The sequence below is a fragment of the Arsukibacterium ikkense genome (assembly GCF_000987775.1).
Classification (GTDB): Bacteria; Pseudomonadota; Gammaproteobacteria; order Enterobacterales; family Alteromonadaceae; genus Alishewanella; species Alishewanella ikkense.
Genome location: NZ_LAHO01000003.1, coordinates 17,221 through 42,081, shown reverse-complemented (window position 1 = coordinate 42,081; position 24,861 = coordinate 17,221). Strand labels below are relative to the sequence as shown.

The window sequence follows — 24,861 nt, the reverse complement described above, 5'->3', positions numbered from 1 at the left end:
TCGGGGTTTACGGTGCGCACAGCTTTCTATATATCTGATGGTACGGCGATAACAGCAGAGGTGTTTGGACATGCCTTACTGACTCTTTTCCCAGCACAATTTGAGCATATTACCATTCCTTTCGTCGAAACAGATGACATGGCGTTACAGGTCAAACAGCGGATCAATGATCGGTATAAAACAACGGGCGTACGGCCGCTGATTTTTCAAACCTTTGTTGATGACAGCCTGCGTAACATTATTAACAGTAGTAACGGGGTGTGTTACGACTTTCTGAATACGTTTGTTGAACCGATTCAACGTGAGCTGGGCATTGCACCTGTTCCGAAAACCCATCGTACTCATAGCATGCATGAAAAAACCTATGATTTCAGGATTGACGCGGTGAACTATGCGCTAGCCAATGATGATGGCGCTAATATGAAAAACTTTGATCAGGCTGATATTATTCTGGTAGGCGTTAGCCGCTCCGGTAAAACACCCACCAGCCTGTATCTGGCACTGCAATATGGCATTAAAGCCGCCAATTACCCTTTTGTAGAAGAAGATATGGACCGATTACGCCTGCCGCCTGAATTACTACGAAACAAAGATAAGCTGTTCGGTTTAACTATTACCGCTGAACGGCTGAGTCAGATACGCCAGCAACGCCGGCCAGACAGCCGCTATGCCTCAATCCGCCAATGCAGTGCTGAACTTAATGAAGTAGAACGGTTGTACCAGCAGCAACATATACCCTTTTTAAATTCTACCCACTTATCGATTGAAGAAATTTCAGCCAAAATTATCGCCAAAACGGGCTTAAAACGGCATAAGTACTAAAGTAAAGGCCCTGGCGGGCCTTTACTTTGTGATGTAATAACTATTTACGACTGGCACTCAGGGTATCGGCAATTAAAAATGCCAGTTCCAACACCTGGTCTGCATTTAAGCGGGGATCACACTGGGTGAAGTAGCGTTTACCTAAATCATGTTCGCTTAAGCCATAAGCCCCGCCGGTACATTCAGTGACATGCTCACCGGTCATTTCCAGATGAATACCACCCGCATGCGTACCTTCTGCTTTATGTACCGCAAAAAAGTTGCGGATTTCACGTAAGATAGCTTCAAAATCCCGGGTTTTATAGTCGTTACTGGCTTTAACCGTATTACCGTGCATCGGGTCTGAACTCCATACCACTGTTCGCCCTTCCGCTTTTACCCTGCGCACTAAGGCGGGTAATTTATCTGCCAGTTTATCAGCGCCCATCCGGGTGATCAGCGTTAACCGGCCCGCCGTGTTATCAGGGTTAAGGGCATCAATCAGTCTGATAAGATCATCAGGCTGCATACCAGGCCCTATTTTTACTCCGACCGGGTTGTGGATGCCGCGGAAGAATTCCAGATGAGCATGATCTAACTGGCGGGTGCGCTCACCAATCCACACCATATGTGCTGAGCAATCATACCAGTCGCCGGTAAGCGAATCGCGACGGGTCAGTGCTTCCTCGTAATTCAGCAACAACGCCTCATGTGACGTATAAAGTTGCGTTTCGCGAATTGATGGCGAATTTTGGGCGGTAATGCCACAAATCTCCATAAATCGTAATGCTTCCTGAATACGCTGCGCGACATTTTGATAACGATCTTTAAGCGGATTAGACTCAACAAAGCCCATGTTCCATTTACTGACCTGATGCAAATCAGCTAAACCGCCCTGGGCAAAAGCCCGTAACAAATTAAGGGTTGCCGCTGAATGATGATAAGCGGTCACCAGCCGGTTAGGATCAGGTTGGCGAGCAGCTTCAGTAAACTCAAAACTATTAACAATATCACCACGATAACTGGGCAGTGATACACCGTTGATGGTTTCCAGATCGCTGGAACGTGGTTTCGCGTATTGGCCAGCCATCCGGGCAACTTTCACCACAGGTAAACCACCGGCATAAGTCAATACCACGGCCATTTGTAGCAACACTTTAAAGGTGTCACGAATTTTGGGTGCATTAAAGTCGTTAAAACTTTCAGCACAGTCGCCCCCCTGTAATAAAAAACCCTGACCATTTGCAACCTGGCCTAACTGACTATGCAGATCACGGGTTTCCTGCGCAAACACCAAGGGTGGATAGCGATGCAATTGTTGCTCAACCTGCTTCAGTAAAGCCTGGTCCTGATAAGACGGTTGTTGTTGAATGGGCAGAGCTCGCCAGCTATCTGGCGTCCAGGTCGTCACAATGGTTTTCCTATATAAATGAAATATTCAAGCTGTAGCAAAGTTATAGACTTCTGGACGTAAATTCAATGCCAAAATCAGAGTTTTTCACTCTACCTTAACTGATATTGCTATAAGCAGCGCTAAATACCAACGTTATCTAGTTTTTAAGTTGCTGTAATAGCTGCTCACTCGCCTGCTCTATTAAATCCAATACCAATTCAAAGCCCTTACTGCCACTGTAATAGGGATCAGGGACCTCAGTCACCTGTGGATAGTCAGGATGGTATTCCAGAAACAATCGAATTTTATGGCGGTATTCTGGTGGACAACGTCGGACTAACTCAGCCAGATTATCGTTATCCATAGCCAGGATTAAATCAAAATCAATAAAATCCCGTTCAAACACCGGCCGTGAATGCAGGCCATCAAAATGGTATCCTCTATTTAATCCGGCCCTGATACTGCGGCTATCGGGCCGCTCTCCTTTATGCGAGGCACTGGTGCCAGCAGAGTCAATGTCTAACTTCAGCTGTAGCAACGTCGCTTTATGCTGAAGTACGGCTTGTGCCGATGGCGACCGACAGATATTTCCCAAACAAACCAATAAAATTTTTATAGGCTGCATTCCTCATCCTTGTTCTAAAACTCTATACTTAGTAGCAGTGTCGCAGCTTAATTTTAACTTACCGACTAACAATAGTTGCAATTGAAAGCAGTGCGGTACAATATATCCAATGTTGTTTTAGTCTAAGATTCAGACTAAAGTCGTTTTGAGGTGAAAACAATGGAACGGTTTTCCAAGTTGATTATTCTTACAGAACGCCAGCAATTGCACAATACTGCGATGTTGGCTCAGTCTGTTGGTTTAAAAGTTCAGCAATGCAGTCGTAGCGATTTTATGCAACAACCAGTAAAACCGGGCGTTCTGGTTGGTTGTCAGTTTAACAGTCAGGATTTGACAAAAAAAGGCATCTCAAGCGAGTTGTCTCAGTTAATGCAGCGCAGCCCATTATTTATATTTCAGGCTGAGCGCGCATTGATTGACCCCGTCTTAGCGTTGCAATCTGGGATCAGAGGCTTGGTTTATCGTGATGAGCAACTGGATCGGGTGTTAACGGCGCTGAAATCGTTAATGTCAGGTCAGCTGTATTACTCCAGAACCGTCATGTCAGACGTAGTAGACATGCTGATAAATAAACCTAAAAAGCTTAATTCTGATATTTCTGCTATGCCCAGCGCCCAGCTGACCAAACAAGAAAAACGAATTATTGGTCTGGTAGCTGAGGGTGCCCGTAATAAGGAAATAGCTGAAACGTTAAATATCAGCGCCCATACCGTCAAGGCGCATTTATCAGCCATTTTCAGAAAGACTCAGGCACGAAACCGGGTTGAATTGCTGCGTTGGCTGCAACAATCCAGTTTGGTAACCGACTATCAACCCGCCGTTGCCAGGCTTGCCTGATCGTCGACACGCCAAAAGCCACGTTCCAGACCGACATTAATCAGCTCAACCACAGCGCTTTCCATTGCTTGTTTTACGCAATACTGCACAGGCTCATTGGTTGAGTAACCACCTTCCATTTCTACCAGTCGGTTTAATGCAACATAGCGAAACAAGCCTGCCCGTAATTCCTGGGAAAATACTTTTTTAGTCGTAGACACAGATAACAACACCTGGCCGGTATGCACATCTATTGCCCGCAAATATACCGTTACCTGGTCTTCACGATACAACTCAGATAATCCCAGACCAAAATACTCTGCACCAATACCACCAGTCGTCAAATTGGTTTCATACCCTATAATGCCACCTTCAAATACCAGCCGGGCTTCTTTAAGGGGCGGCAATTCATTAAGTTTTTTGTTGGAGCCATGAATCTTTCGCTCGGTTAGCAAATTTTGTAAACCTTCACGCTCTAACGGCGAAAACCAGCCACTGTCCAGCAAGATCTGCGTCAAAATTGAGGTTGCACCTTGCGTGACGGCTGTAGAAAAACTGGATACGTTGCCCTGAGGTTTGTACTGACCTGTTTGATCACGAAACGCATACACCGAAACAGGAATTTGCTGACGTGGTTTAGCTTGTTGCTGCAGGGCTCGCATAGTGCTGCTAACGCTATCAACGCTGGCTGGAGTAATATTTAGCTCAGGCTTTGGAACCACTGAACAAGCCGCTAAAGTCAGTAATATGGCAGAGATAATAACAACTCTCATTACTAACGCCCTCCAATCACAGGAATAGTGATAATGGTCACCTCACCCGTATCAAGGTTGGTAATATTTACAACCACACTGCCATCAGTGCCAGTGGTTATCTCAACTAAATACTCACCGGTGTTATAAACCCCATCTACCACATCACCATCAGCAATACGCCGCGTAAGTGAGTTAATAATATTTCGTTCAAGCGCTTCTTGAAATTTATCAATAAAAGATAAGGTAGGCCGTTCTGCAGTATAGCCATTTTGGCTCTGCGCTTTTTGCAGCAAAAAATTACCATTTAACGGGTTACCACCAAAGCTGGGGTTAATCGGGGTATAGACTAGTTCCGTCGCATTAACTGAGGCGATTGTCAGCAGGAATAGCAGTACTGCAGATTTTTTCATTATTATTCCCTTTTAAAATAGGTCTTGTTCCTGTTCACCCAGCATCATACTGGCCTGAATATTAGCCAATTCATTAATGCTGCGCAAAATCGCCTGTTCCGCCATATCTTTTACATTGTTGTGGCGCCGGCCAAAATAGGTTTGATATACCCTTTGTTGGTTTAACTCTACCCATAAGAAGGTACCCGCCTGCGGGTAAACTTGCTCATAAATTACCACAGACACGCCTTCAGTTGCCGGCATATCGCGCCAGTAGCCTGAATAATAAAACATAAAGTCTTTGCCAAAGCGTGAGATGGTGCGGTCAATAACTAAGCCGCTTAATTCGATATCATTAGCTGCCGCCTTTAACGGCAGCAGTAATAACATTAACAGAAGAAATGTTTTCATACATCAATGGCGGCCTTACGACCGCCCTTAAGTTAGTTTTGAGTAACTATCGCGGTATTAAAATCGCCTAGTTGGGTAATATTCATAATATTACCATTACCAAACTGTTCACCTAATACCATATTGTCACTACCGATTTGCGTAATGGCTACAGTACCACTTTCGCCAGCAAGAGCAAAATAGCCACTGTTACCCGCTACCCAGTTACCATTACCCTGCTGCAAAATATCAGCAACATTGCCGCTGCCTGCAATCAGCATATCCACTAAGTTCAGATCGCCATTCTGTTGCACGCTAATGTCATTTGCCACCACCACAACATCACTGGTAATCAGCACTTCATTCATATTACCGTTTTGTCCAACACTGATATCGTTATCTATACCAATAATGTCAATCAGGGCAAAGTTATCATCACCACGTTGCATAATGTCGGCGCTGTTGTCAAAACCAAACAGAGCTACACCTGCATAATTAGCGTCGCCACGACTATAGATATCGGCACTGTTGCCGTCCAGCCCCAATACCATCTCAGCGGTGTTCATATCACCATCCTGATAAATGGTTAAATCATGATTGTCACCGTCTGTGGCAACCAATGCATAGTTTTCTGTACCGTCCTGTCGAACATCTATCAGATTATTGTCACCTACCAGGCCAAGAGGCGCTTCCACCAGATTGCTGGTGCCTGTTTGATCTATCAGGATCCAGTTGTTGTCTCCTGTAACAGGTTGCACCAAAAATACATTGTCAAAGCCGTCTTGTTTCACATCTATCAGGTTAAAATCACCATTAACATCAGTCGCAATAAAGGCATTTAATACACCGTCTTGCTGAACATAAATAGCGTTGTTGTTACCAGACAAGCCTATTACGCCACCAACGTTTGAGTCACCATATTGTTCCGAATTAAATTCATTGTTGTTGCCAAACAAGTTAAACATGCCCGCCTGGTTGTCATTGCCTTGCTGGATACTGAACAGGTAGTTGTCGTTGCCGGTAAAACCCGCATTGGCCCAGTTGCCATTACCTGTTTGCTCAATTTCGGCAATGTTCATATCACCGTTCAGAGTAATAAACGCTTCATTCACGTCACCGGACTGGAACACAACAGCATCATTGACATTACCATTAATAGTCACTTCGGCCACATTGTAAAAGCCGTCCTGGGTAATACTTACAATATTTTCATCACCAACAATGTCGCTATAGGCAATATGCCAGTCAGCGAATTGTTCCAGACGCACTGAGTTATCGTTACCGGTGTTAAAGCTGTATCCTTCCAGCCATAAGCCATTCTGGGTGATACTACTGTAATTGAGTTGACCATCCTGGTTTACCAGGGCAAGGTTTGCGGTACCACCTGTGTTAGTTTGTGTCACTTCTGCGGTATTACCTTCCATGGCACCAATAGCAGAGCTCTGAATGATAATCGCTTCATTCTCAGCCATAACATTGCCAGCAAAACAAAGCGCTATAGCCATTCCTAAAATATGTTTACGTGGTTTAATAAGCTTCATGTATTTCTCCCTGATTCTCTTATTAGTATTGAATTATTGAGATTTCCGCACCGTTACCAATTTGTTCAATGGAGAAACTACGATTTCCCCATTGCTCCAACTGAATTAGGTTGCTCTCTCCTTGCTGTAAAATATCAGCACTATTATTGTTGCCAAACTGACGAATACTGGCCTGGTTGCCACTGCCATATTGTTGCAGGAAAATGTGATTTAATACGCCTTGCTGAATTAGCACCGCATAGTTTGCTTCACCATTTTGCGTTACGTTAGCAACGTTTAAATCTCCCAGTTGCGTAATATCAACCCCGTTGGCCAGAGCATGACGTTCTAATAACGAGGATAATTGCACCGATACATCCGCAAACGCTTGACCACCAGATACCAGCATAAGCATCATACTGGCTATCTTTACATTTACATTGCGCACAAATATTCCTTCATTTCTTATTACAAGTCTCAGACTAAAGACATATTCAAAAGCCACAATAGGACAAATGTTTTATTTTTATTTTACCTTTACATTAACATATAAAAAGTAACACCTATAAAAACAGCTATTTGCATGCATTTATTTAACAAGCGCCAGTCCTAAGCTCCTAGCCCATTAGTACTATTTTTGCCAAGTTATGAGCAAAATGTTAATTTGCATGCTAATGCTAATAGGTGCTGAAATTAAGCATAATTTTAACAAATAATTAAAATGGGAACTAATATGTCCAAGCAAAAAATTTTGGTGCTCGCGATTGCTGCTGCGCTATCTTCCGGTTCAGTTTTTGCCACACAGCATGGAGCAGAAGCAGACGATTCGATTCTGGTGATGTTTAAACCTGGTGCGTCAAAGCAAGAGCGAGTTTCAGCAGTGCAACGCACAGGAGCCAACTTGCGGCAGTTGGATGATCAAGGCCGCGATATTAAAATGCGTCATGTCGCTGACGGCAGGATTGCTAAAATTCGGGTGCCAAAAGGGATAAATCGCGATAATTTAATTAAACAACTGATGATGAGTCCTGCTGTAGAAATTGCTGAGCCAAACTATCTGGTTAAAGCACTTGCTGTTCCAAATGATCCACGCTTTACCGAAATGTGGGCATTGAATAATACTGGTCAGAACGGCGGTACTGTCGGCGCCGATATTAACGCTATAGAAGCCTGGAATACCACTACTGGCAGCCGGGATGTAATCATTGGCGTTATTGATTCCGGTATGGATTACAACCATCCCGATTTAATACCGAACCGTTGGGAAAACGATGGCAGCTACCCCGGTCACCAATTTGGTTATTCAACGTTAAATGCGAATAATGACCCGATGGATAGCGATAGTCATGGTACCCACGTCGCCGGCACCATAGGCGCCAGTGGTGATAATGGTATCGGCATTACCGGTGTGAGCTGGAACGTTACCCTATTACCTTGTCAATTCCTCGGCCCAACAGGTGGCAGCACCGCTGGCGCTATTGAATGTATTGATTACTATACCAATTTAAAAACCAACTATGGTGTCAATATCAAAGCAACTAATAACTCCTGGGGTGGCGGTGGTTTCTCTGAAACCTTGAGAGCTGCCATCCAGTCAAGCGGTGATGCCGGTATATTGTTTATTGCCGCAGCAGGGAATAATGGTGCCGATGCCGATATCAGCCCTATGTATCCAGCCGCCTACGATTTAGATGTTATCGTTTCTGTGGCATCAACTGATCGCAACGACAACTTGTCAGTATTTACTTCAGGTGCCTCGAACTATGGTGCAACGTCAGTTGATTTGGGTGCGCCAGGCTCTGCAATATTATCTACTATTCCAGGCAACAGTTACGCAGCCTACTCTGGCACTTCAATGGCCTCCCCTCAGGTTGCCGGTGCAGCGGCCTTGTTATGGTCAATAAACCCGGAAATTACACCGCTTGAAATGAAAGCTATTCTGATGAATAGCGGCGACGAATTGCCAGCGCTGGCCGGCAAAACAGTATCAGGCAAGCGGTTAAATCTGGTTGGAGCGCTGGCTGAGGCCGATCCGACGCCAAGTTTCCGCTTGTCGTTATCACCAGGTAATCAACAAATTGTTGCTGGTGACAATGCTCAGTACAGCTTACAAGTCGGCAATATTGCCGATTGGATGGGCGATGTTGCCTTAAGCGTCAGCATTAACCCAAGCATTGAAGGTGTCAGTTTATCTGCCGATACAGCTCAACCGGGTGATACCTTAACTGTTACAGTGCCGACAAATGCCCAGACTGACTGGGGTAACTATGTGGTGTCGGTGGTTGGAGTAGATATGGCCGATGCTGAGGTGATTAAAAGTGTGTCGGCCAACTTAAACGTGTTACCACAAGGCCTGGCGGATTTCAGTTATGAAAACACCACACCAATTGCCATTCCTGATAACACCCCGCCAGGTATTAACAGCGTCATCAACGTACCAAACGCAGGCACGGTATTCAGCACTGAGGTCGGCGTAAATATTACCCATACCTGGCGCGGTGATTTAATCGTTAAACTGCGTTCACCAGAAGGTACTGAACACACCTTACATAACCGGACGGGTGGCAGCGCCGATGATTTAATCGAAAGCTGGACCGTCGCCACCTTTAATGGTGAAGCAATGCAAGGCGACTGGACGCTGAATGTTTCAGATAATGCCGGTTTAGATGTTGGCATACTCAACAGCTGGAACTTAACTATTACCGCGCTGGGTGGCGAGATTGTTGACCCGGATCCGGTAGCACCAGTGGCTGATTTCAGCTTTGTTGCGTCGGGCCTGAATGTTAATTTCAGTGATAACTCAACGGATGATGATAACGATATCAGCAGCTGGAGCTGGGATTTTGGTGATGGCGCAGTATCTGCGCAGCAGAACCCGAGCCATAGTTATGCTGCAGCTGGCAGCTATACTGTCAGCCTGACGGTTACCGATAGCACAGGCTTGTCAGACACCACGAGTAAGTCTGTCACCCTGGTTGAAAGCGACATCAGTATCAGCCTGCTGCGTGCCATACAGGCCCGCACCGGCTCTACCATTGTTGATTTACGCTGGACTGGCGCGACCGATAGTCTGGATTTATATCGCGATGGCGAATTTATTGAAACAATCGCCAATACTGGCAAGCACCGTGACCGCTTTAATACCACGGCGGCATCGGCAACATACACCTTGTGCTTAACCGGCACCAACGTATGTTCAGCAGAATTGGTTGTTAATTTCTAAGCGATCTGTGACCCCCTGTAATAAGGCAGCTTCGGCTGCCTTATTCTTTTATTGATCCCCTCGCCAGAGCCGCTAGTATAGAGAGCATCAGACAGCGGTAAGGAAATGGCGTGTTAGCCCAATTACATCAAATCGAACAGAGCCTTAATCAGGTTATTCTTGGTAAGCCACAGCAAATCAGGTTGGCACTTTGCTGTCTTTTAGCCGAAGGGCATCTGTTGCTGGAAGATCTGCCGGGCTTAGGCAAAACCACCTTGGCCCACGCACTAGCGAACAGCCTGGGTTTAACCTATCGCCGGGTGCAATTTACCAGTGACTTGCTGCCGGCGGATTTAACCGGTATTAGTATTTACGATGCCCGGTCGCAACAATTTCATTTCCAACCGGGTCCGGTCTTCTCGCAAGTACTACTGGCAGATGAGATTAATCGGGCCAGTCCAAAAACTCAAAGCGCGTTGCTCGAAGCAATGGAAGAACGCCAGGTTAGTACCGATGGTGAAACCAGGCCACTTCCCAGCCCCTTTTTTGTTATCGCTACGCAAAACCCCTTGTTTCACGCCGGTACTTCAGCGTTGCCGGAATCACAACTGGACCGCTTTTTAATGCGCTTATCATTGGGCTTCCCTGCCCGCGCTGCTGAGCATCAATTGCTGCTCGATGACAGTAAAGGTTCACGGTTACAGTTTTTAAGCCAACAGTTGGACAGCGACACGTTGCAGAATTTACAACAGCAGGTCAGTGCCATCAAAGTAAGTGATGCCGTCATTGATTATTTGCTCAGCCTGGTTGATGCCAGTCGCAGCCGTAATGATATGCTGCCATTATCACCGCGGGCTTCCAAAGCACTACTGCGCGCCAGTAAAGCGCACGCTTTAATAGCTGGCCGGGATTTTGTAATTGCTGATGACGTGCAGCAGGTTTTCCCCTCCGTTGCCGAGCACCGGCTGGATCCCCGCTCCAGTGCAGCCAGCCACAGTCTTAGTCAGATCATACTCGAACAAACCCTTTGTCCATTATGAACAATGTCAGGCGTCAGTTAAGGCAAAAGTTTGATAGCTGGTTGGATCATCGTCAGCCAAAAGCCCGCCAGGTTACCTTGAGCCAGAAAATTATTTACATTCTGCCAAGCCGGTTCGGTCTCTGGTACATTTTATTGCTGGTGCTGTTGTATTTACTGGGTACCAACTATCAAAACAATTTAATCTTGTTAATGAGTTACATTCTGGTATCGGTACTGTTGCTGGCACTGACCATGGCCTGGCGTAATTTATACGGTATTACAGTCAGTTGTGCCCCTGTGCTGAGCGCTTACGCTGAAGAAGACTTAATGGTGCCGGTATCAATGCAAGCTGCACCGCCGCGTCAGCAGCTGCTATGCTTTTTTTTGAAAGGTGATAAGCCGACGTTGTTAGCCGATGATAGCCAGCAAGCAATGGTACCGCTAACAACCCGGCAACGGGGTTATTATCCGTTGCCACGCCTAACCTTACATAGCTACTATCCATTTGGCTTGTTTAACTGCCAAAGTTTGCTGAACCTGGATTACCATTACTGGGTTTTCCCGAAACCTCTGGTTACCGATGCGCTGCACATTAATGGTGACGACAGTGGTACTAAAAATAAAACTGCGGAAGATTACGATACGATTCGCAGTTATCAGGCCGGCGACAGTCTGAAACTAATGTTGTGGAAACGGCTCGCCCGCGACCCTGCCAACCCGGTTGTGAAACATGCACCAAGCAGCCCGCAACCTGAACCCGACTGGATCGTCATTCCGGCTGTTTCGGGTGCTGCGCTTGAGGTCGCGCTGTCAAAAGCCTGCTACTTGATGTTGCAGCTTGAGCAACGTAGTAAACCCTATGGCCTGCGATTACATAGCAAAAATATTAACCCATCCTGTGGCCAGCAACATCTTGAGCGTTGCTTACGCGAGTTGGCATTATGTTAGTGCTGTTAAGCCGCCAGGTGATTCTATCTTTTTGCTTTATTCTTGTGGCAATAATCGGCTTGCTGCAACAGGCTTTACCGCTATGGTACAGCGCCATCTTACTGCTACTGTTGTTATATCGCTGGCCATTGCAGCAAAGCAGCCCAAAAGTAAACAAACTTAAACGTATTAATATTGTTGCCGCCCTGATCCTGTTGCTGCTACTTATCAGCCTCAAGCAGAGCGGTATTTTCCATTTTATGCTGCAAATACTACTGCTTTCGGCAGTCAGCCGGCTGGTACTGATCCGCCAGCGCCATGACAGTCATCAATTGCTGTGGGTACTGTATTTCCTGCTGGCCTGTTGTTTTATTTTTTATCAAAGCATCGTGATAAGTTTGTTTATTCTGGCGTTACTGCTGTTCACCTTGTACAACCATTATCAGCTTTATGCCAGCAAGCAACACCGGGTTCAGTTGCTGCAGCTTGGCAAAGCGTTATTGCTAACCCTGCCTATATGGCTTGCATTATTCTTATTATTCCCCCGTCTGCAACCTTTGTGGCGGATCCCAACAGCAGAATCTGCCATTACCGGTCTGGCAGATACCTTAGACCCGGGCAGTATTGAAAAGCTGGTGCAAAGTGACACCCTGGCGTTTCGGGCTATTTTTAACGGCCCATTGCCTTCACGGCAACAGCTATACTGGCGCGCTAAAGTGTATGAAGATTTTGATGGCCGTAGCTGGACGGTTAATCAGCGATTTGAGCGCAATCAGGCTCGAGGCCCGGTAACGGGCAACAGCGAAACAGATCCCCTTATTCGTTATCAGATCATTGCTGAAGTCAGCAATCAACGTAGCTTATTTTCGCTGGGCGAGCCGTTACAATTTGCCAACACCGTGCGCCCCGCGGCGGCTTACCTGGTTGAAGCCAGGCGGCCGGTAAGCCAGCGTTTAAGTTACCAGCTAACCAGTGTACTAACGGCAATCCCGGAAGATAATGCTACAGAACAACGACTTAACTTACGTACGGCCAGTGCCAACCCCAAAACGGCAGCACTGGCCAGGCAGTTAGCAGCATCAGCAGATTCTGCCACTGCATTAATTGAGCAAATCAGTACCCTGTTTCGCCAGCAGCCATATTATTACAGCTTAAATCCTCCCCGGCTCGGCAATAACAGTATAGATGCCTTTTTGTTTGACACCCGCACCGGTTTTTGTAGCCACTACGCCTCTGCCACTGCGGTATTGTTAAGAGAAGCCGGCATACCCGCCCGGGTGGTAGGCGGATATCAGGGCGGCGTCTGGCACGAGGAACAACAATACCTGGAAGTGCGGCAACGAGAAGCACATGCCTGGATAGAGTACTTTGCTGATGGCCGCTGGCAATATTTTGACCCCACTGCCGTAATAGCGCCAGAACGCGTAATAGCAGGGCTGGACGCCGTATTATCGGCAGACGAGCAAAATCAGTTGCAAGCAAACTGGCGTCGATTCTCAGCCTTTAACTACCTTGGGCAACAATTACTGCATCTCGATTATTACTGGTCAGTTTGGGTGCTGGGCTTTGACGACAGCCAGCAATATAACCTGTGGCAGCAGCTTAAAGCAGCCAGTAAAATACTGGCTATGCTCGGCGCACTGCTGCTCATTGTGATAATACTGTGGTACTGGCAACGGTATCAGCGGCAACCTGCAAAATACGCTGTACCAGTGCAATTAATGCAGCGCCATCTGGCCGGGGTAATAAGCTATAAACCCGCTGGTCAACATCTCAGTCAGTTTATTACCGTGTTAAAGGGGCACAACCCGGCGCAGGCCAGCTTGCTGGACGAACTTGATGGTTTGTATCAACGTGCGCTGTTTGCAGACAACCAACAGGCACTGGCGCAATTAACGTTGTTGTTAAAGCGAAATAGCAAAACACTGGCGAAGTTAAACTGGCCTGACTAAACAGGCCAGTCTGGCACATCCTGCCCTAGCGAGCAGCTAAAATGCGCATTGCGGTTTGAATATGCTCTGCGCAATGCACACCCAAGTCTGTCAGATAGCCACCGTCAGTTTGGGTCAGCAGGCCTTTTTGATGCAAGCGGGCAATGGCAGCCCTGGTTTCGCTGTCTGCGTCTTTATGTACTTTTAAACCTTCCATCTGTGAATCGAGATTGTATAAATTTAAAATTTTTATCTCAGCGTTAAGCTCAGCTGTTACCGGCATAGCATACATCCTCTGTTATTAGCAGCTTCAAGATAGCCGTTATCCTGCAATATTGGCAGCCTTTTTTGCAGAAAATTAACGATTAACCGGCAAAATATCTTCCGCCAGCGCCGGGCTTAACGACATAGCGTCAATTGGTCTTAGCGGTTGCTCCGTTAACTGTTTCAGCAAATATTCAACCCCTGCCGTTAATTGGTTGTCACTGCCATTGAAACTGGCATAAGGCAAATTGCTCACTTCAATATCCGGCGTGACGCCATAGCCCTCAATAATGTAGCGACCATCCATCGCAAACTGAGGAGTCTCGGCCACTCTTGCCAGTCCTTTGTCTGCCAGTTGATTGCGACCTGACAGCCATACACCGGCGCCAGTGGTTCGATTGCCGATAACGGGCCCCAGACCTAAAGCTTTAACCCCGGCGGCAAAGGTTTCACCATCTGAGTAGGTTAACGGATCAATCAGTACCACTAAATGGCCACGAAAGGCCTGCTGCATATTGGTATAGGCTGCACCATGAGTGGGTTGCCAGAATGACCAGGCACGGCGCAGCAGTTTTTCGATGATCCAGCTGTCGATATTACCGCCGCGGTTGCGTCTGACATCAATGATTAAGCCCTCTTTTTGATACTGAGCATAGAACTCACGGGCAAAGCTGGCGATGTCATTACCGCCCATCGCATACAAGTGCAAATAGCCTAAACGGCCATCACTTGCCGTGCTAACCTGTTGCTGATTCTGCTGCACCCAGTCTTGATAACGCAGCATCGCTTCCTGCTGCAACGCAACCGGCTGCACCACTGTTTGCCATTGTTGCTTGCCGCGACTCAGGGTTAATAACACCTGCTTGCCGGCCTGATTACGCAAGTGGTGCGTCAAATCGGCAACATTAGTAATTGCTTTGCCATTTATTGCCACGATCAAATCGTTGACCGCCACCTTTACGCCGGGCTTAGCCAAAGGCGACGCCTGCGCGGGTAACTCTTTATCTGACTGGTAAATATGGGTGATTTTTACGCCCTGGCCGGTACTGGCAAAACGGGCTCCCAAACTGGCGGCATTCGGTTTGGCCGCTGCGGTGCGATATTCCCCACCCCGTACCTGCGAATGCAGGGCGTTTAATTCTCCCATCATTTGTGCCAATACATCGTCCAGTTCATAACGATCGGTTACCCTGGCCAGTAACGGTTGATATTTATCCCGGCTGGCAGGCCAGTCTAAACCGCGCATGCCTTTATCAAACAAAAAATCACGATGCATTAACCAGGCATCGCGAAACATCTGCGCCCACTCCTGTTGCGGTTGCACCTGTAGCTGCCAGGCCGTGCTACTGATTTTAGCCAGGCTAAGATCGGTTGGCATCTTTTCGCCAGCGGCGACAATTAACATATCGCCGCTATTATTCTCACCCTGTTTGCGGATAAACAACTTATCACCCGCAGTACCTAACTGATAATCAGCCACATCAGTGCTAAAGGTTGTCAGCTTAGCCCCCTCGGCACTTAATTTAGCCTGTTTAAGCTCAGCGCTGCGACCGCCTGCGGCTCTGCTCAGCACATATAAACGCTCTTTGTTCAGGCTAAGTTTGCTGTAGTTGTCTGCTGGTAATGGTACTTGCCACAACCGGCTGCTTAAGCCAGACCAGTCTACCGGTTTGGCATGCTTAGCATTGCGTGCTGCTTTGGCGGCGCTGTCATCACAAATACTCAGCTCCTGCGGTGGCGCAAAAGCAAAGCAGGCTTGTGGCTGCAGGCTTAGGGCATAAATTTCACCGCGTTTATCAAACATCGGACCCAGGTTGCGGTCGCCCCACGGGCTGGATGGCGTGGCCGTAAACTGCCGGTCAGATAGAAAATACAGCCATAAGCTATCGGCACTAAATGCCGGCGAATAAGACGGGTATTTGTCACTGGTCAGCACTGCAGATTTATCGTCAGCCAGACTATACAGCACCACCTGGCTGCGCGGCCTTTGCTGATGATTCAGGGTAAATGCCAGCAGTTGGCTATCGGCAGACCAAACCACCTCCTGATAGGGCGAGTGACCATGGCCCAGCTGGTATATACGTTTATTGGTATTTTTATCCAGGTCAAATAACCAGAGATCACCATTTTTATCGTCATGCACCAGGTAACGGCCATCTGGTGATAAATGCAAGCCCCAGCGAAATACTGTGCCATCCCGGGTTAATTGTTTGGCATTGGCAGCGCCGTCACTGGCAAAACGCCAGATCTCATTTTCACCACTGCTATCGTTTATCGCATAGACCCATTTACCATCCGGGCTGCTGATAGCATTACGCGAGCGACTGCCTTGTGCCGTATGGATCTGGCTTAAACGCCTAGCTCCGGTGCTGGCCACGGCTACCTGGCTGCGGGCTGTTAACACTACTTGCTGCTGGGTTTCGTTAAAACTGGCGCTGGTAAGATATTCCAGCGGTTTGTTGATAAAACGTTCACGTTGCTGCACAAAGTCAGAACTTAAGGCGATATCCAGTTGCTCGCTTTGATTGCTGCCTAAATCAAGCTGATATAAATCTGCAGCCAGCTGATAAATTATCCGCCCCTGATCCAGCCTGGCCTGACCAATCCGCCAGTCACTGTGCCGGCTATGTTGTTTTGGATCACTGCCATCTGCGGCCATTGACCAGATGTTGCTATTACCATCCGCATCACTGACAAAATACACTCTGCCCTGCCAGAACATCGGCTGGCTAATCGAGCCCTGATGCTGCGCACTTAACAACCTGGCTTCACTCTTTGAGCCTAATTGCCAATGCCATAGCTGCCCCATGGCGCCACCACGATAAACCTTGCTGTTGTCTCCGGTCAGCTGTAAACCAAAACGGACAAAATACACACTGTTGCTGGCAGGATCGATTACGCCACTGGCCGCATCGGCCAGTGGCAATACCTCGGTAGAAAGCGTAATAGGGTCGAGCAACTTTAGCAGCCAATAGTTTGCCGGCCCAACCCCGCTGTCGGTGGCATATAAAATCCGGCCATCGGCCAGCCACTGCTGAACACGTACCCGGCTGTTTTCAAAGCTGACGCGTTTTGGCTGGCCGCCAGTTACTGGCATCAGGTAAATTTCATCGGCACCATCGTAATTGGCAACAAAAGCCAGCTGGCTGCCATCAGCAGATAACAGCGGCTGGGTTTCCAGATCCGGATGGCTGGTTAGCCGCCGCGCCTGCCGCTCACCCTTAGTATGTTGCCAGATGTCGCCTTCGGCACTAAACAGCACACTGTTATTATGCAGAGCAGGATACCGGTAGTAGCCCTGACTGGCCAAAACGCTGCCACTAAACAAAGTAGTGAGTAACAGCGTCGCCAGCGACAGACGTTTGATTGGCATAGTACAAAGCGCAACTGGGTTCATCAAAGCCTCATTATCTTATTATCAGTATTGCGTAAGACTGATGAAACTAGCAGAAGCTGAGCCTGGCTGCCAGCAATGATACGACCAGCAGCCTGATAGCAGCGCCTGTTAACCGGCTATCAGCGGCCGGCGCTAAGTTGTTCGCTAAGTGCCTGAATACAAAGTGCCACGTTTTCGCGTCTTGCACCGTAGCCCATTAAACCAATACGCCAGGCTTTGCCTGCTAACTCGCCAAGGCCGGCACCAATTTCCAGATTATATTCATGCAGTAAGGTACTGCGCAGCATAGTGTCATCTACTCCGGCAGGAATATAAACACTGTTTAATTGCGGCAAGCGGTAAGGTGCGGCCACCACAAACTCCAGCCCCAGCTTGCTAAACCCGTCAGCCAGTAGCTGGTGCATAGTGCGGTGGCGTTGCCAGGCATGCTCCAGCCCTTCCGCAGCCAGTAGGCACAGCGATTCGTGCAGCGCATATAAACTGTTCACCGGAGCCGTATGGTGATAGCTGCGTTTACCCTGGCCGCTCCAGTACGCCATGACCAGGCTCTGATCTAAAAACCAGCTTTGCACCGGGCTCTTACGCTGCTGAATTTTTGCCACCGCCGTTGCTGAAAAAGATACAGGTGATAACCCTGGCACGCAGGACAGACACTTCTGGCTACCGGCATAAATGGCATCAATACCCCAGTCGTCAACCCGCAGCTCTACTCCGCCTAACGAGGTCACCGCATCGACAATCGAGATACAATCATGCTGTTTAGCCAGTGCACAGAGGGTTTTGGCGTCACTTAACGCTCCGGTTGAGGTTTCAGCATGCACAAAAGCCAGAAAACGGGCGTCAGGGTGCTGTTGAAGCGCCTCTGCCACCCGCTCTGGGCAAACTGGCTCACCCCAGGCGTTATCGACACAAACCGCCACCCCACCGCAGCGCTCAACGTTCTGGCGCATCCGCTCGCCAAAGACACCATTACGACACACAATGACTTTCTCGCCGGGTTCCACCAGGTTAACAAAGCAGGTTTCCATGCCAGCAGAACCGGGGGCTGACACCGCTATAGTCATCGGGTTGGTGGTTTGAAAAGCATATTGCAATAATTGCTTTAGTTCATCCATCATGCCGATAAACAGCGGATCTAAATGCCCTACTGTTGGCCGGGCCTGCGCCGCCAGCACCTGTGGATACACATCTGACGGTCCAGGCCCCATCAGAATGCGGCGCGGTGGATTAAAACTGGTAAATTGCGGCGCTTGTAGCATGATCACTCCAATCGAATAACGTCGTTAACGCATACCTTAGCAAAACTGTCGTTTGATGCCAGTGTTGTTCGGCTATTGCCGTTATTCAAAGGATTAATAGTGCCTGTTTGTAACAACTTTGCAGTATAATGGCCATTTTTGGCACGACATACCCTGTTGGAGCGCACTATGACAACCTTACCCGCCTGCCCTAAATGCCATTCTGCTTATACTTACCAAGATGGTGCCCTGCTAATCTGCCCGGAATGTGGCCATGAATGGACAGTCAATGACAATACCCCAACAGAGAATGCAAACATTCGCGATAGCGCCGGTAATATTTTGCAAGACGGTGATACTGTCACTGTGATCAAAGATCTGAAAGTTAAAGGCAGCTCATCAGTGGTTAAAATTGGCACCAAAGTCAAAAATATCAGGTTGGTTGAGGGGGATCACGATATCGACTGTAAAATAGACGGCTTTGGCGCCATGAGTTTAAAGTCAGAATTTGTCAAAAAAGTGCAGGAATAATATATCGCGTTAATAAAAAAAGCCCCGCTTTGGGGCTTTTTTTTAGTCTTACTGACCCGTGCTGCTTTTTAAAACTCCCGGCTGCTGCGCAGTGCTTCTATCCGTTTTTCCAACGGCGGATGCGTTAACAACAGCTCTGATTTGGCTTTTTTACTGGCAATACCAAAGGCCATCATGCTGCCTTCCAGCCGGCTTTCATGGTTGTTCTTTAGCCGCTCCAGCGCCGCAATCATTTTATTGGGGCCAGCTAATCGCGCCGCACCGGCATCTGCCCGATACTCACGCTGACGCGAGAACCACATTACGATCATGCTGGCCAGGAAGCCAAACACTATCTCCAGCACAATGACGATGCCAAAGTAGGCAATGGTACCCATTTGCTGGTTGTTGTTACGGATCATGCCGGCAATTAAGCGGGCGAAGAAAATAACGAAGGTATTTACTACCCCCTGAATTAGCGTCAGAGTTACCATATCGCCATTAGCCACATGTGATACTTCATGCGCCAAAACGGCCTCTACTTCGTCTTCTTTCATATTACGCAGTAAACCGGTGCTCACCGCTACTAAGGCATTATTCCGGTTCATGCCAGTGGCAAAAGCATTCATTTCCGGAGAGTCGTATACCGCTACCTCAGGCATGCCAATACCAGCCTGCTTTGCCTGGCGCTCTACAGTACGCATCAGCCATTGCTCAGTAGCGTTGCGCGGCTGGGTAATCACCACTGCCCCGGTAGAGCGTTTCGCCATCCATTTTGACAACGCTAAAGAGATAAATGAGCCACCAAAACCAAAAATAGCTGCAAATACCAGCAAGCCGCCAATACTGCCGTGGTCTATACCCAACACGCTGAACACGATGTTCAGCACTATGCTTAGTACCAGAATCACCGCCAGGTTGGTGGCTAAAAATAATACTATTCTTTTCATACTGCTTTACCCCTAAAAAATGTCTGCACTTGATATATGGGCAAAGACCCCGAATTCAATCAAAGGTTGCGACAAAAGTTGTAAGAAAAGATGTCAGTTATGGCTCAATTGATTACACTAGCGCCCTGTTATATCGCGCTGTAAATAAGCGCAAGCAAGGAGTTTTACATGCAGCTTTTGTTATTAAGTAGTTCCCGGGCGCACAACAGTGCTTATCTGGCGCCATATATGCCGTGGCTGGAAACCCAGTTGCAAGGAATAGATGAGCTGTTATTTATTCCCTATGCCGGTGTCACTGTTGCTTATGACGACTACTTGCAGCAAGTGGCTGCAGCCTTAGCGCCCCTGGCCATTAAAGTGAGCAGTTTGCACCAGTTCGCCGATCCGAAAAAGGCGATAACTACAGCCCAGGCCATTGCTGTAGGTGGTGGCAATACCTTTCAGTTACTTCATCAACTATATCAACAAGATATAGTGCAGTTGATTAAGGAACGCGTAACCGCAGGGGTGCCCTATATTGGCTGGAGCGCCGGCTCGAATATTGCAGGCAGCACTATTCGCACTACCAACGATATGCCCATAGTAGAACCGGCCTCATTTGCCGCGTTGAACCTGTTAACGCTGCAATTAAATCCGCATTACAGCGACTTTAAACCAGAAGGTTTTCACGGTGAAACCCGTGATATGCGCTTAGCCGAGTTTATGGCGCTAAACCCCAGCACGCCAATTATTGCCCTGCCAGAAGGCACTGCACTGTTGCGCTCAGGCGATACTCTGACGTTGCTTGGCAATGCTGGTGGTTATCTGTTTAAAGGCGGCGATAAAACGGCAATTGCCGCAAACAGTGATTTATCGCATTTATTGGTTTAATACGGCGAATATACATCGTAGCTGATAAAACGAAGGTTGGAATACAGGCTCAGTCGCCACAGAGTGTCTGAGCGGACGCGCCAGCGGTAGCGAGTTGCTGTGGCGAGCTTAGCCTGTGTTGCAACCTGAAGTCTTCAATAGCTCCTTGACAAGTGTGGCGGCAAGTTGCTGTGGATGCGCTGGGTTGTAAGGTACTACACCCAAACACGGTGCCGGGATCCGTTGTTGTAAATCAGCAATATTCTGTTCTAACAATGCCATGGCCGGGTCAACACAATTGGCTACCCAACCGACCAGGGTGCAGCCACTGCGTGCAATCTCCCGCACCGTTAACATTGCATGGTTTAAACAGCCCAGTTTCATCCCCACAACCAGCAGTACCGGTAGTTGCTGAGCACCAACCCAGTCAGCCAGATAACGTTGTTTGCCAATGGGTAATAACCAGCCACCTGCGCCTTCAATTAACAGCTGTTGCAGCGGCAATTGTTGCCAGTTGGCCAGCGCCCTGTTCAGCATGGTCTCGTCTACCGGGCGCTGTTCGCTTAGCGCGGCCAGATGTGGTGCCACCGCGGCCTGATAACAGATTGGATTCACCACCGCGTAGGGTAACGCGATACCGGAATGGCGCTGCAGAAGTAACGCGTCACTATTTTGCCCATGCTCGTCAGCCCCCGCAGCTATTGGCTTTACCCCCGCTGCCGCAACGCCAAGCTGTGTATAGCCCTGCAGCAGCAAACAGCTGACAAAGGTTTTACCGGCATCGGTATCAGTGGCCGTAATAAACAGCGAGTTAGCGGCCATGTTTTTCTCCACGAATAATCAGTACCTGATAAGTTGCGGGCAAGCCCTCACTGCTGCGGTGCCTTTCATAAGCCGCAGCCAGCTTTTGCCAGTAACCTTTACCGGTTAAACCGGTTTGGCTGCGTCTGGCCAGCTGATTCGCCCCCAGCGCTTTTAACTCTCTGGCCAAGCTTTGCACATCCGGGTAATACAGCGAATAGCAGCGTCGTTCAAATTGCCAGCTAATGTCAGGCAGGTTTTTCGTTGCGCCAATAAGCTCGGCTTCAGCTAAAAAGGAGTGGATATGCGAGTGCTGATCCAAGGTCGCAAACGCCCCCTGCAATTCGTGCAAGGTGCCCTGCACCAGAGTGCTTAACACCAGCTGGCCCCTGGGGGCCAGCACTCTGGCAGCCTCGGCTAACACAGCGGCAGGTTTGGGGCACCACTGCAGCATTAAACTGGAGAACACTTTAGCAAACTGCCCGGCAGCTAACGGTAAAGCTGCCGCATCGGCCTGAATATAGGCCGTGGCTAATTGCTGACTACTGGCCTTGGCTAACATGCCGGCGCTTAAATCTACTGCGCTAAAAGCGTTACAGTATTGGCTGAATTGCGGGTGGATCCAGCCCGGGCCACACCCCAGATCCAGCAGTTGGCCTTGTTGATCAGCGGCTAACATGGCCAGGATAGTCTGTGCCACCTGCTGCTGTAAGCGCGCTGCAGCTTGGTAGCTGTCACAGGCTTTACCAAAACTTGCCGCCACCTGCTTTAAAAAATCGGTTTCGCACAGCCCTTCATCTGTAGTTATATCCTGGCCAATTTCGGCAGCGGCCATCATACTAACTGCCTTAGCTGCTGCACTAACAGCGTAATATCATGCGCGGTATGCTGGCTGCTGAGGGTGATTCTTAAGCGGGCACTGCCTGCCGGCACTGTCGGTGGCCGGATAGCGCTGAGCCAGATTCCGGCCTGTTTTAGCTGATCACTGGCAGCAATTGCCCGCTCGTTGCTACCCAGCAGCATGCCCTGTATAGCAGTATGGGAGCTTAGCAGCGGCAGATCAGCCGCTAACTTGCGGAATAAGCCGATATTTTGCTGCAGTTGCTCACGCCGCCAATTTTGGCTGCGACATAACTCAATACTTTTCAACACCGCTGCGCAAAGTGCCGGCGATAAGGCCGTACTGTAAATATAATGACGGCCAAATTGCTCCAGGTAATCCAGCACCGTTTTACTGCCGGCAATAAAGGCGCCACCAACCCCCAGCGCTTTGCCAAAATTAGCCATCAGGCAAAATAACTCGCTTGTCGCCATACCTTGCGCTGCGGCGCTACCCTGGCCCTCAGGCCCTGATACTCCGAGGCCATGGGCGTCGTCCAGCAGTAAGGGCGCATCGTATTGCTGGCATAGAGCCAGCATCGCCGGTAAATCCGGGCTGTCACCATCCATACTAAACACGCCCTCGGTGACCACCAGCGGCTGCTGAGCCAGCGCCCTTTGTTGCGCCAGCAAACTGTTGAGTGCGCTTAAATCGTTATGGGCAAAGCGTTTGAAATGGGCGTTGCTGTGCCGGGCAGCATCAATTAACGAGGCATGGCTTAACTTGTCCAGTAACAGCACATCCTGCTGATCTGCCAGGGTTAACAACATCGCCTGATTGGCAGCAAAGCCGGACGAAAATAGCAAGGTGCGCTCTACCTCCAACCAGTCACACAGGGTATCGGATAATTGCTGATGCACTTTATGCTGGCCAGTCAGCAGCGGTGAACCACTGCTACCGGCACCATATTTTGCTGCGCCGTCAGCAAAAGCCTGCAGCACTTCGGGTGCAGTCGCCAGCCCTAAATAATCGTTACCTGAAAAATTAAGGTAGTGCCGGCCGTTAACGGTTATATCACGGCCATTGTAGCTATCTAATGTAACCGGATGGCGCAATAATTGCTGCGTAGCACGCTCGTTAAGAGCTTGCTGTAACTGCGTCAGTTTAGCCTGCGCCATTGTTACTGCGCCGCATGATACAGCGGAGGATTAACCTGCTCGTTTATGGCATCGGCTAACGCCAGCTCATGTGCTTCGTCTGACACATCGGCACGTTGCTCAGGTTTAATACCCAGCTTGGCAAACAGCTGCATATCAGCGTTCGCCTCCGGGTTATCAGTGGTCAGCAATTTATCGCCATAAAAAATTGAATTGGCACCGGCAAAAAAACACAAGGCCTGCATTTGCTCATTCATCCGCGATCGGCCAGCGGATAGCCGAACATGGCTTTGTGGCAACATGATCCGCGCGACCGCTATGGTACGGATAAACTCGAAGCCATCTAAATCATCCACGTTTTCCAGCGGCGTACCTTTTACTTTCACCAGCATATTAATTGGCACACTTTGCGGGTGCTCCGGCAAATTAGCCAGTTGCATTAACAATGCCGAGCGGTCATTGGCACTTTCACCCATGCCAACAATACCGCCGCAGCATACCTTCATGCCGGCATCACGCACATGGCTAAGAGTATCTAACCGGTCCTGATAGCTGCGGGTGGTAATAATTTCACCATAAAATTCCGGTGAGGTATCCAGGTTATGGTTGTAGTAATCCAGCCCGGCTCCAGCCAGCATTTGCGCCTGAGTGTTATCGAGCATGCCAAGCGTCATACAGGTTTCCAGCCCGAGCTCTTTTACGCCTTTTACCATTTCGATAATGTATGGCATATCGCGCTGTTTTGGGTTGCTCCAGGCGGCGCCCATACAAAAGCGGCTGGCGCCCTGCGCCTTAGCTGCCGCAGCCTGAGTTAATACTTTTTCTACTTCCAGCAGCCGCTCCCGCTCCAGGCCTGTATTATAATGGCCACTTTGCGGGCAGTATTTACAGTCTTCTGCACAAGCGCCGGTTTTAATCGACAGCAAGGTGCTGATTTGCACTTCATTCGGCGTGAAGAACTGGCGATGAATACTTTGCGCCTGGAACAATAAATCGTTAAAAGGTAACGCATAAAGTGCGTTAACTTCAGCGAGGGTCCAGTTATGACGAACGTCCTGGGTAGCAGCAGCTTGCATAGGGTGTATCCATTGTTGTTATGCGGTTT

The 24,861-nt window shown here is 48.6% G+C and carries 23 protein-coding genes; 8 read left to right on the top strand and 15 right to left on the bottom strand.

Annotation, left to right across the window (positions count from 1 at the left end; genetic code table 11):
• Window positions 1-12 precede the first annotated feature (12 nt).
• Window positions 13-822, top strand: a complete 810-nt coding sequence (gene ppsR / locus WG68_RS03890; protein ID WP_046556362.1) for a posphoenolpyruvate synthetase regulatory kinase/phosphorylase PpsR — start codon at window positions 13-15, stop codon at window positions 820-822.
• 40 nt (window positions 823-862) lie between these two features.
• On the opposite strand, the gene WG68_RS03885 is transcribed toward ppsR, so the two are convergent.
• Complete coding sequence (locus tag WG68_RS03885) at window positions 863-2,212, bottom strand: class II 3-deoxy-7-phosphoheptulonate synthase (protein ID WP_046556361.1); 1,350 nt, start codon at window positions 2,210-2,212, stop codon at window positions 863-865.
• 139 nt (window positions 2,213-2,351) lie between these two features.
• Entirely contained in the window at window positions 2,352-2,819 is a 468-nt protein-coding gene (locus WG68_RS03880) for a low molecular weight protein-tyrosine-phosphatase (protein ID WP_046556360.1), read from the bottom strand.
• A gap of 159 nt (window positions 2,820-2,978) precedes the next feature.
• Between WG68_RS03880 and WG68_RS03875 the strand changes: the two genes are divergently transcribed.
• The gene (locus WG68_RS03875; protein ID WP_046556359.1) at window positions 2,979-3,656 is read left to right on the top strand and encodes a response regulator transcription factor; all 678 of its coding nucleotides are present in this window, start codon (window positions 2,979-2,981) and stop codon (window positions 3,654-3,656) included.
• Here the strand turns inward: WG68_RS03875 and WG68_RS03870 are convergent.
• From WG68_RS03870 to WG68_RS03850, 5 genes are read right to left on the bottom strand one after another with little or no spacing between them, the layout of a single operon-like run.
• The gene (locus WG68_RS03870; protein WP_046556358.1) at window positions 3,629-4,408 is read right to left on the bottom strand and encodes a CsgG/HfaB family protein; all 780 of its coding nucleotides are present in this window, start codon (window positions 4,406-4,408) and stop codon (window positions 3,629-3,631) included. The genes WG68_RS03875 and WG68_RS03870 overlap by 28 nt on opposite strands.
• Window positions 4,409-4,410: 2 nt before the next feature.
• Window positions 4,411-4,800: a curli assembly protein CsgF gene (locus WG68_RS03865; protein ID WP_046556357.1), complete on the bottom strand. Its 390-nt coding sequence runs from the start codon at window positions 4,798-4,800 to the stop codon at window positions 4,411-4,413.
• 12 nt (window positions 4,801-4,812) lie between these two features.
• A complete protein-coding gene (locus WG68_RS03860; protein ID WP_046556356.1) occupies window positions 4,813-5,190 on the bottom strand; it encodes a curli production assembly/transport protein CsgE in 378 nt (125 codons plus the stop codon).
• A 32-nt stretch (window positions 5,191-5,222) separates the two neighbouring features.
• Window positions 5,223-6,710 (bottom strand): hypothetical protein, encoded by a 1,488-nt coding sequence (locus tag WG68_RS03855; protein WP_046556355.1) that lies wholly within the window; start codon window positions 6,708-6,710, stop codon window positions 5,223-5,225.
• Window positions 6,711-6,732: 22 nt separating this feature from the next.
• Window positions 6,733-7,137: a curlin subunit CsgB gene (locus WG68_RS03850; RefSeq protein ID WP_083981788.1), complete on the bottom strand. Its 405-nt coding sequence runs from the start codon at window positions 7,135-7,137 to the stop codon at window positions 6,733-6,735.
• Window positions 7,138-7,422: 285 nt separating this feature from the next.
• On the opposite strand from WG68_RS03850, the gene WG68_RS03845 reads away from it, so the two are divergent.
• The 4 genes from WG68_RS03845 to WG68_RS03830 all read left to right on the top strand — a co-directional run bounded on the left by WG68_RS03845 (window position 7,423) and on the right by WG68_RS03830 (window position 13,791).
• Entirely contained in the window at window positions 7,423-9,912 is a 2,490-nt protein-coding gene (locus WG68_RS03845; RefSeq protein ID WP_046556354.1) for a S8 family serine peptidase, read from the top strand.
• A gap of 110 nt (window positions 9,913-10,022) precedes the next feature.
• A complete protein-coding gene (locus WG68_RS03840) occupies window positions 10,023-10,931 on the top strand; it encodes an AAA family ATPase (protein ID WP_046556353.1) in 909 nt (302 codons plus the stop codon).
• The gene (locus WG68_RS03835) at window positions 10,928-11,860 is read left to right on the top strand and encodes a DUF58 domain-containing protein (RefSeq protein ID WP_046556602.1); all 933 of its coding nucleotides are present in this window, start codon (window positions 10,928-10,930) and stop codon (window positions 11,858-11,860) included. The genes WG68_RS03840 and WG68_RS03835 overlap by 4 nt, the downstream gene beginning before the upstream one ends.
• The gene (locus WG68_RS03830) at window positions 11,854-13,791 is read left to right on the top strand and encodes a transglutaminase family protein (RefSeq protein ID WP_052748949.1); all 1,938 of its coding nucleotides are present in this window, start codon (window positions 11,854-11,856) and stop codon (window positions 13,789-13,791) included. Before WG68_RS03835 ends, WG68_RS03830 begins: the two co-directional genes overlap by 7 nt.
• A gap of 25 nt (window positions 13,792-13,816) precedes the next feature.
• Here WG68_RS03830 and WG68_RS03825 read toward each other — a convergent pair whose 3' ends face one another.
• The 3 genes from WG68_RS03825 to WG68_RS03815 form a co-directional block, all read right to left on the bottom strand.
• Window positions 13,817-14,053: a TIGR02647 family protein gene (locus WG68_RS03825; RefSeq protein ID WP_046556600.1), complete on the bottom strand. Its 237-nt coding sequence runs from the start codon at window positions 14,051-14,053 to the stop codon at window positions 13,817-13,819.
• 75 nt (window positions 14,054-14,128) lie between these two features.
• Window positions 14,129-17,407, bottom strand: a complete 3,279-nt coding sequence (locus WG68_RS03820; protein ID WP_046556352.1) for a S41 family peptidase — start codon at window positions 17,405-17,407, stop codon at window positions 14,129-14,131.
• A 143-nt stretch (window positions 17,408-17,550) separates the two neighbouring features.
• Complete coding sequence (locus WG68_RS03815; RefSeq protein ID WP_046556351.1) at window positions 17,551-18,690, bottom strand: pyridoxal-phosphate-dependent aminotransferase family protein; 1,140 nt, start codon at window positions 18,688-18,690, stop codon at window positions 17,551-17,553.
• A gap of 168 nt (window positions 18,691-18,858) precedes the next feature.
• Between WG68_RS03815 and WG68_RS03810 the strand changes: the two genes are divergently transcribed.
• On the top strand, window positions 18,859-19,200 hold the full coding sequence (locus WG68_RS03810) for a zinc ribbon domain-containing protein YjdM (RefSeq protein WP_046556350.1): 342 nt from the start codon (window positions 18,859-18,861) through the stop codon (window positions 19,198-19,200).
• 68 nt (window positions 19,201-19,268) lie between these two features.
• On the opposite strand, the gene htpX is transcribed toward WG68_RS03810, so the two are convergent.
• The gene (htpX, locus tag WG68_RS03805) at window positions 19,269-20,129 is read right to left on the bottom strand and encodes a protease HtpX (protein WP_046556349.1); all 861 of its coding nucleotides are present in this window, start codon (window positions 20,127-20,129) and stop codon (window positions 19,269-19,271) included.
• Window positions 20,130-20,297: 168 nt separating this feature from the next.
• Here htpX and pepE point away from each other — a divergent pair, with 168 nt between their 5' ends.
• Window positions 20,298-20,999, top strand: a complete 702-nt coding sequence (pepE, locus tag WG68_RS03800; RefSeq protein WP_046556348.1) for a dipeptidase PepE — start codon at window positions 20,298-20,300, stop codon at window positions 20,997-20,999.
• Window positions 21,000-21,107: 108 nt separating this feature from the next.
• Here pepE and bioD read toward each other — a convergent pair whose 3' ends face one another.
• The 4 genes from bioD to bioB are packed head-to-tail and all read right to left on the bottom strand — an operon-like array spanning window position 21,108 to window position 24,832.
• Window positions 21,108-21,800, bottom strand: a complete 693-nt coding sequence (bioD, locus tag WG68_RS03795) for a dethiobiotin synthase (protein ID WP_046556347.1) — start codon at window positions 21,798-21,800, stop codon at window positions 21,108-21,110.
• Window positions 21,790-22,617, bottom strand: coding sequence for a malonyl-ACP O-methyltransferase BioC (gene bioC, locus WG68_RS03790; protein WP_235357664.1), 828 nt, complete (start codon window positions 22,615-22,617; stop codon window positions 21,790-21,792). The genes bioD and bioC overlap by 11 nt, the downstream gene beginning before the upstream one ends.
• The gene (gene bioF / locus WG68_RS03785; protein ID WP_046556346.1) at window positions 22,614-23,777 is read right to left on the bottom strand and encodes an 8-amino-7-oxononanoate synthase; all 1,164 of its coding nucleotides are present in this window, start codon (window positions 23,775-23,777) and stop codon (window positions 22,614-22,616) included. Before bioF ends, bioC begins: the two co-directional genes overlap by 4 nt.
• 2 nt (window positions 23,778-23,779) lie before the next feature.
• Window positions 23,780-24,832: a biotin synthase BioB gene (bioB, locus tag WG68_RS03780; RefSeq protein WP_046556345.1), complete on the bottom strand. Its 1,053-nt coding sequence runs from the start codon at window positions 24,830-24,832 to the stop codon at window positions 23,780-23,782.
• Window positions 24,833-24,861 lie beyond the last annotated feature (29 nt).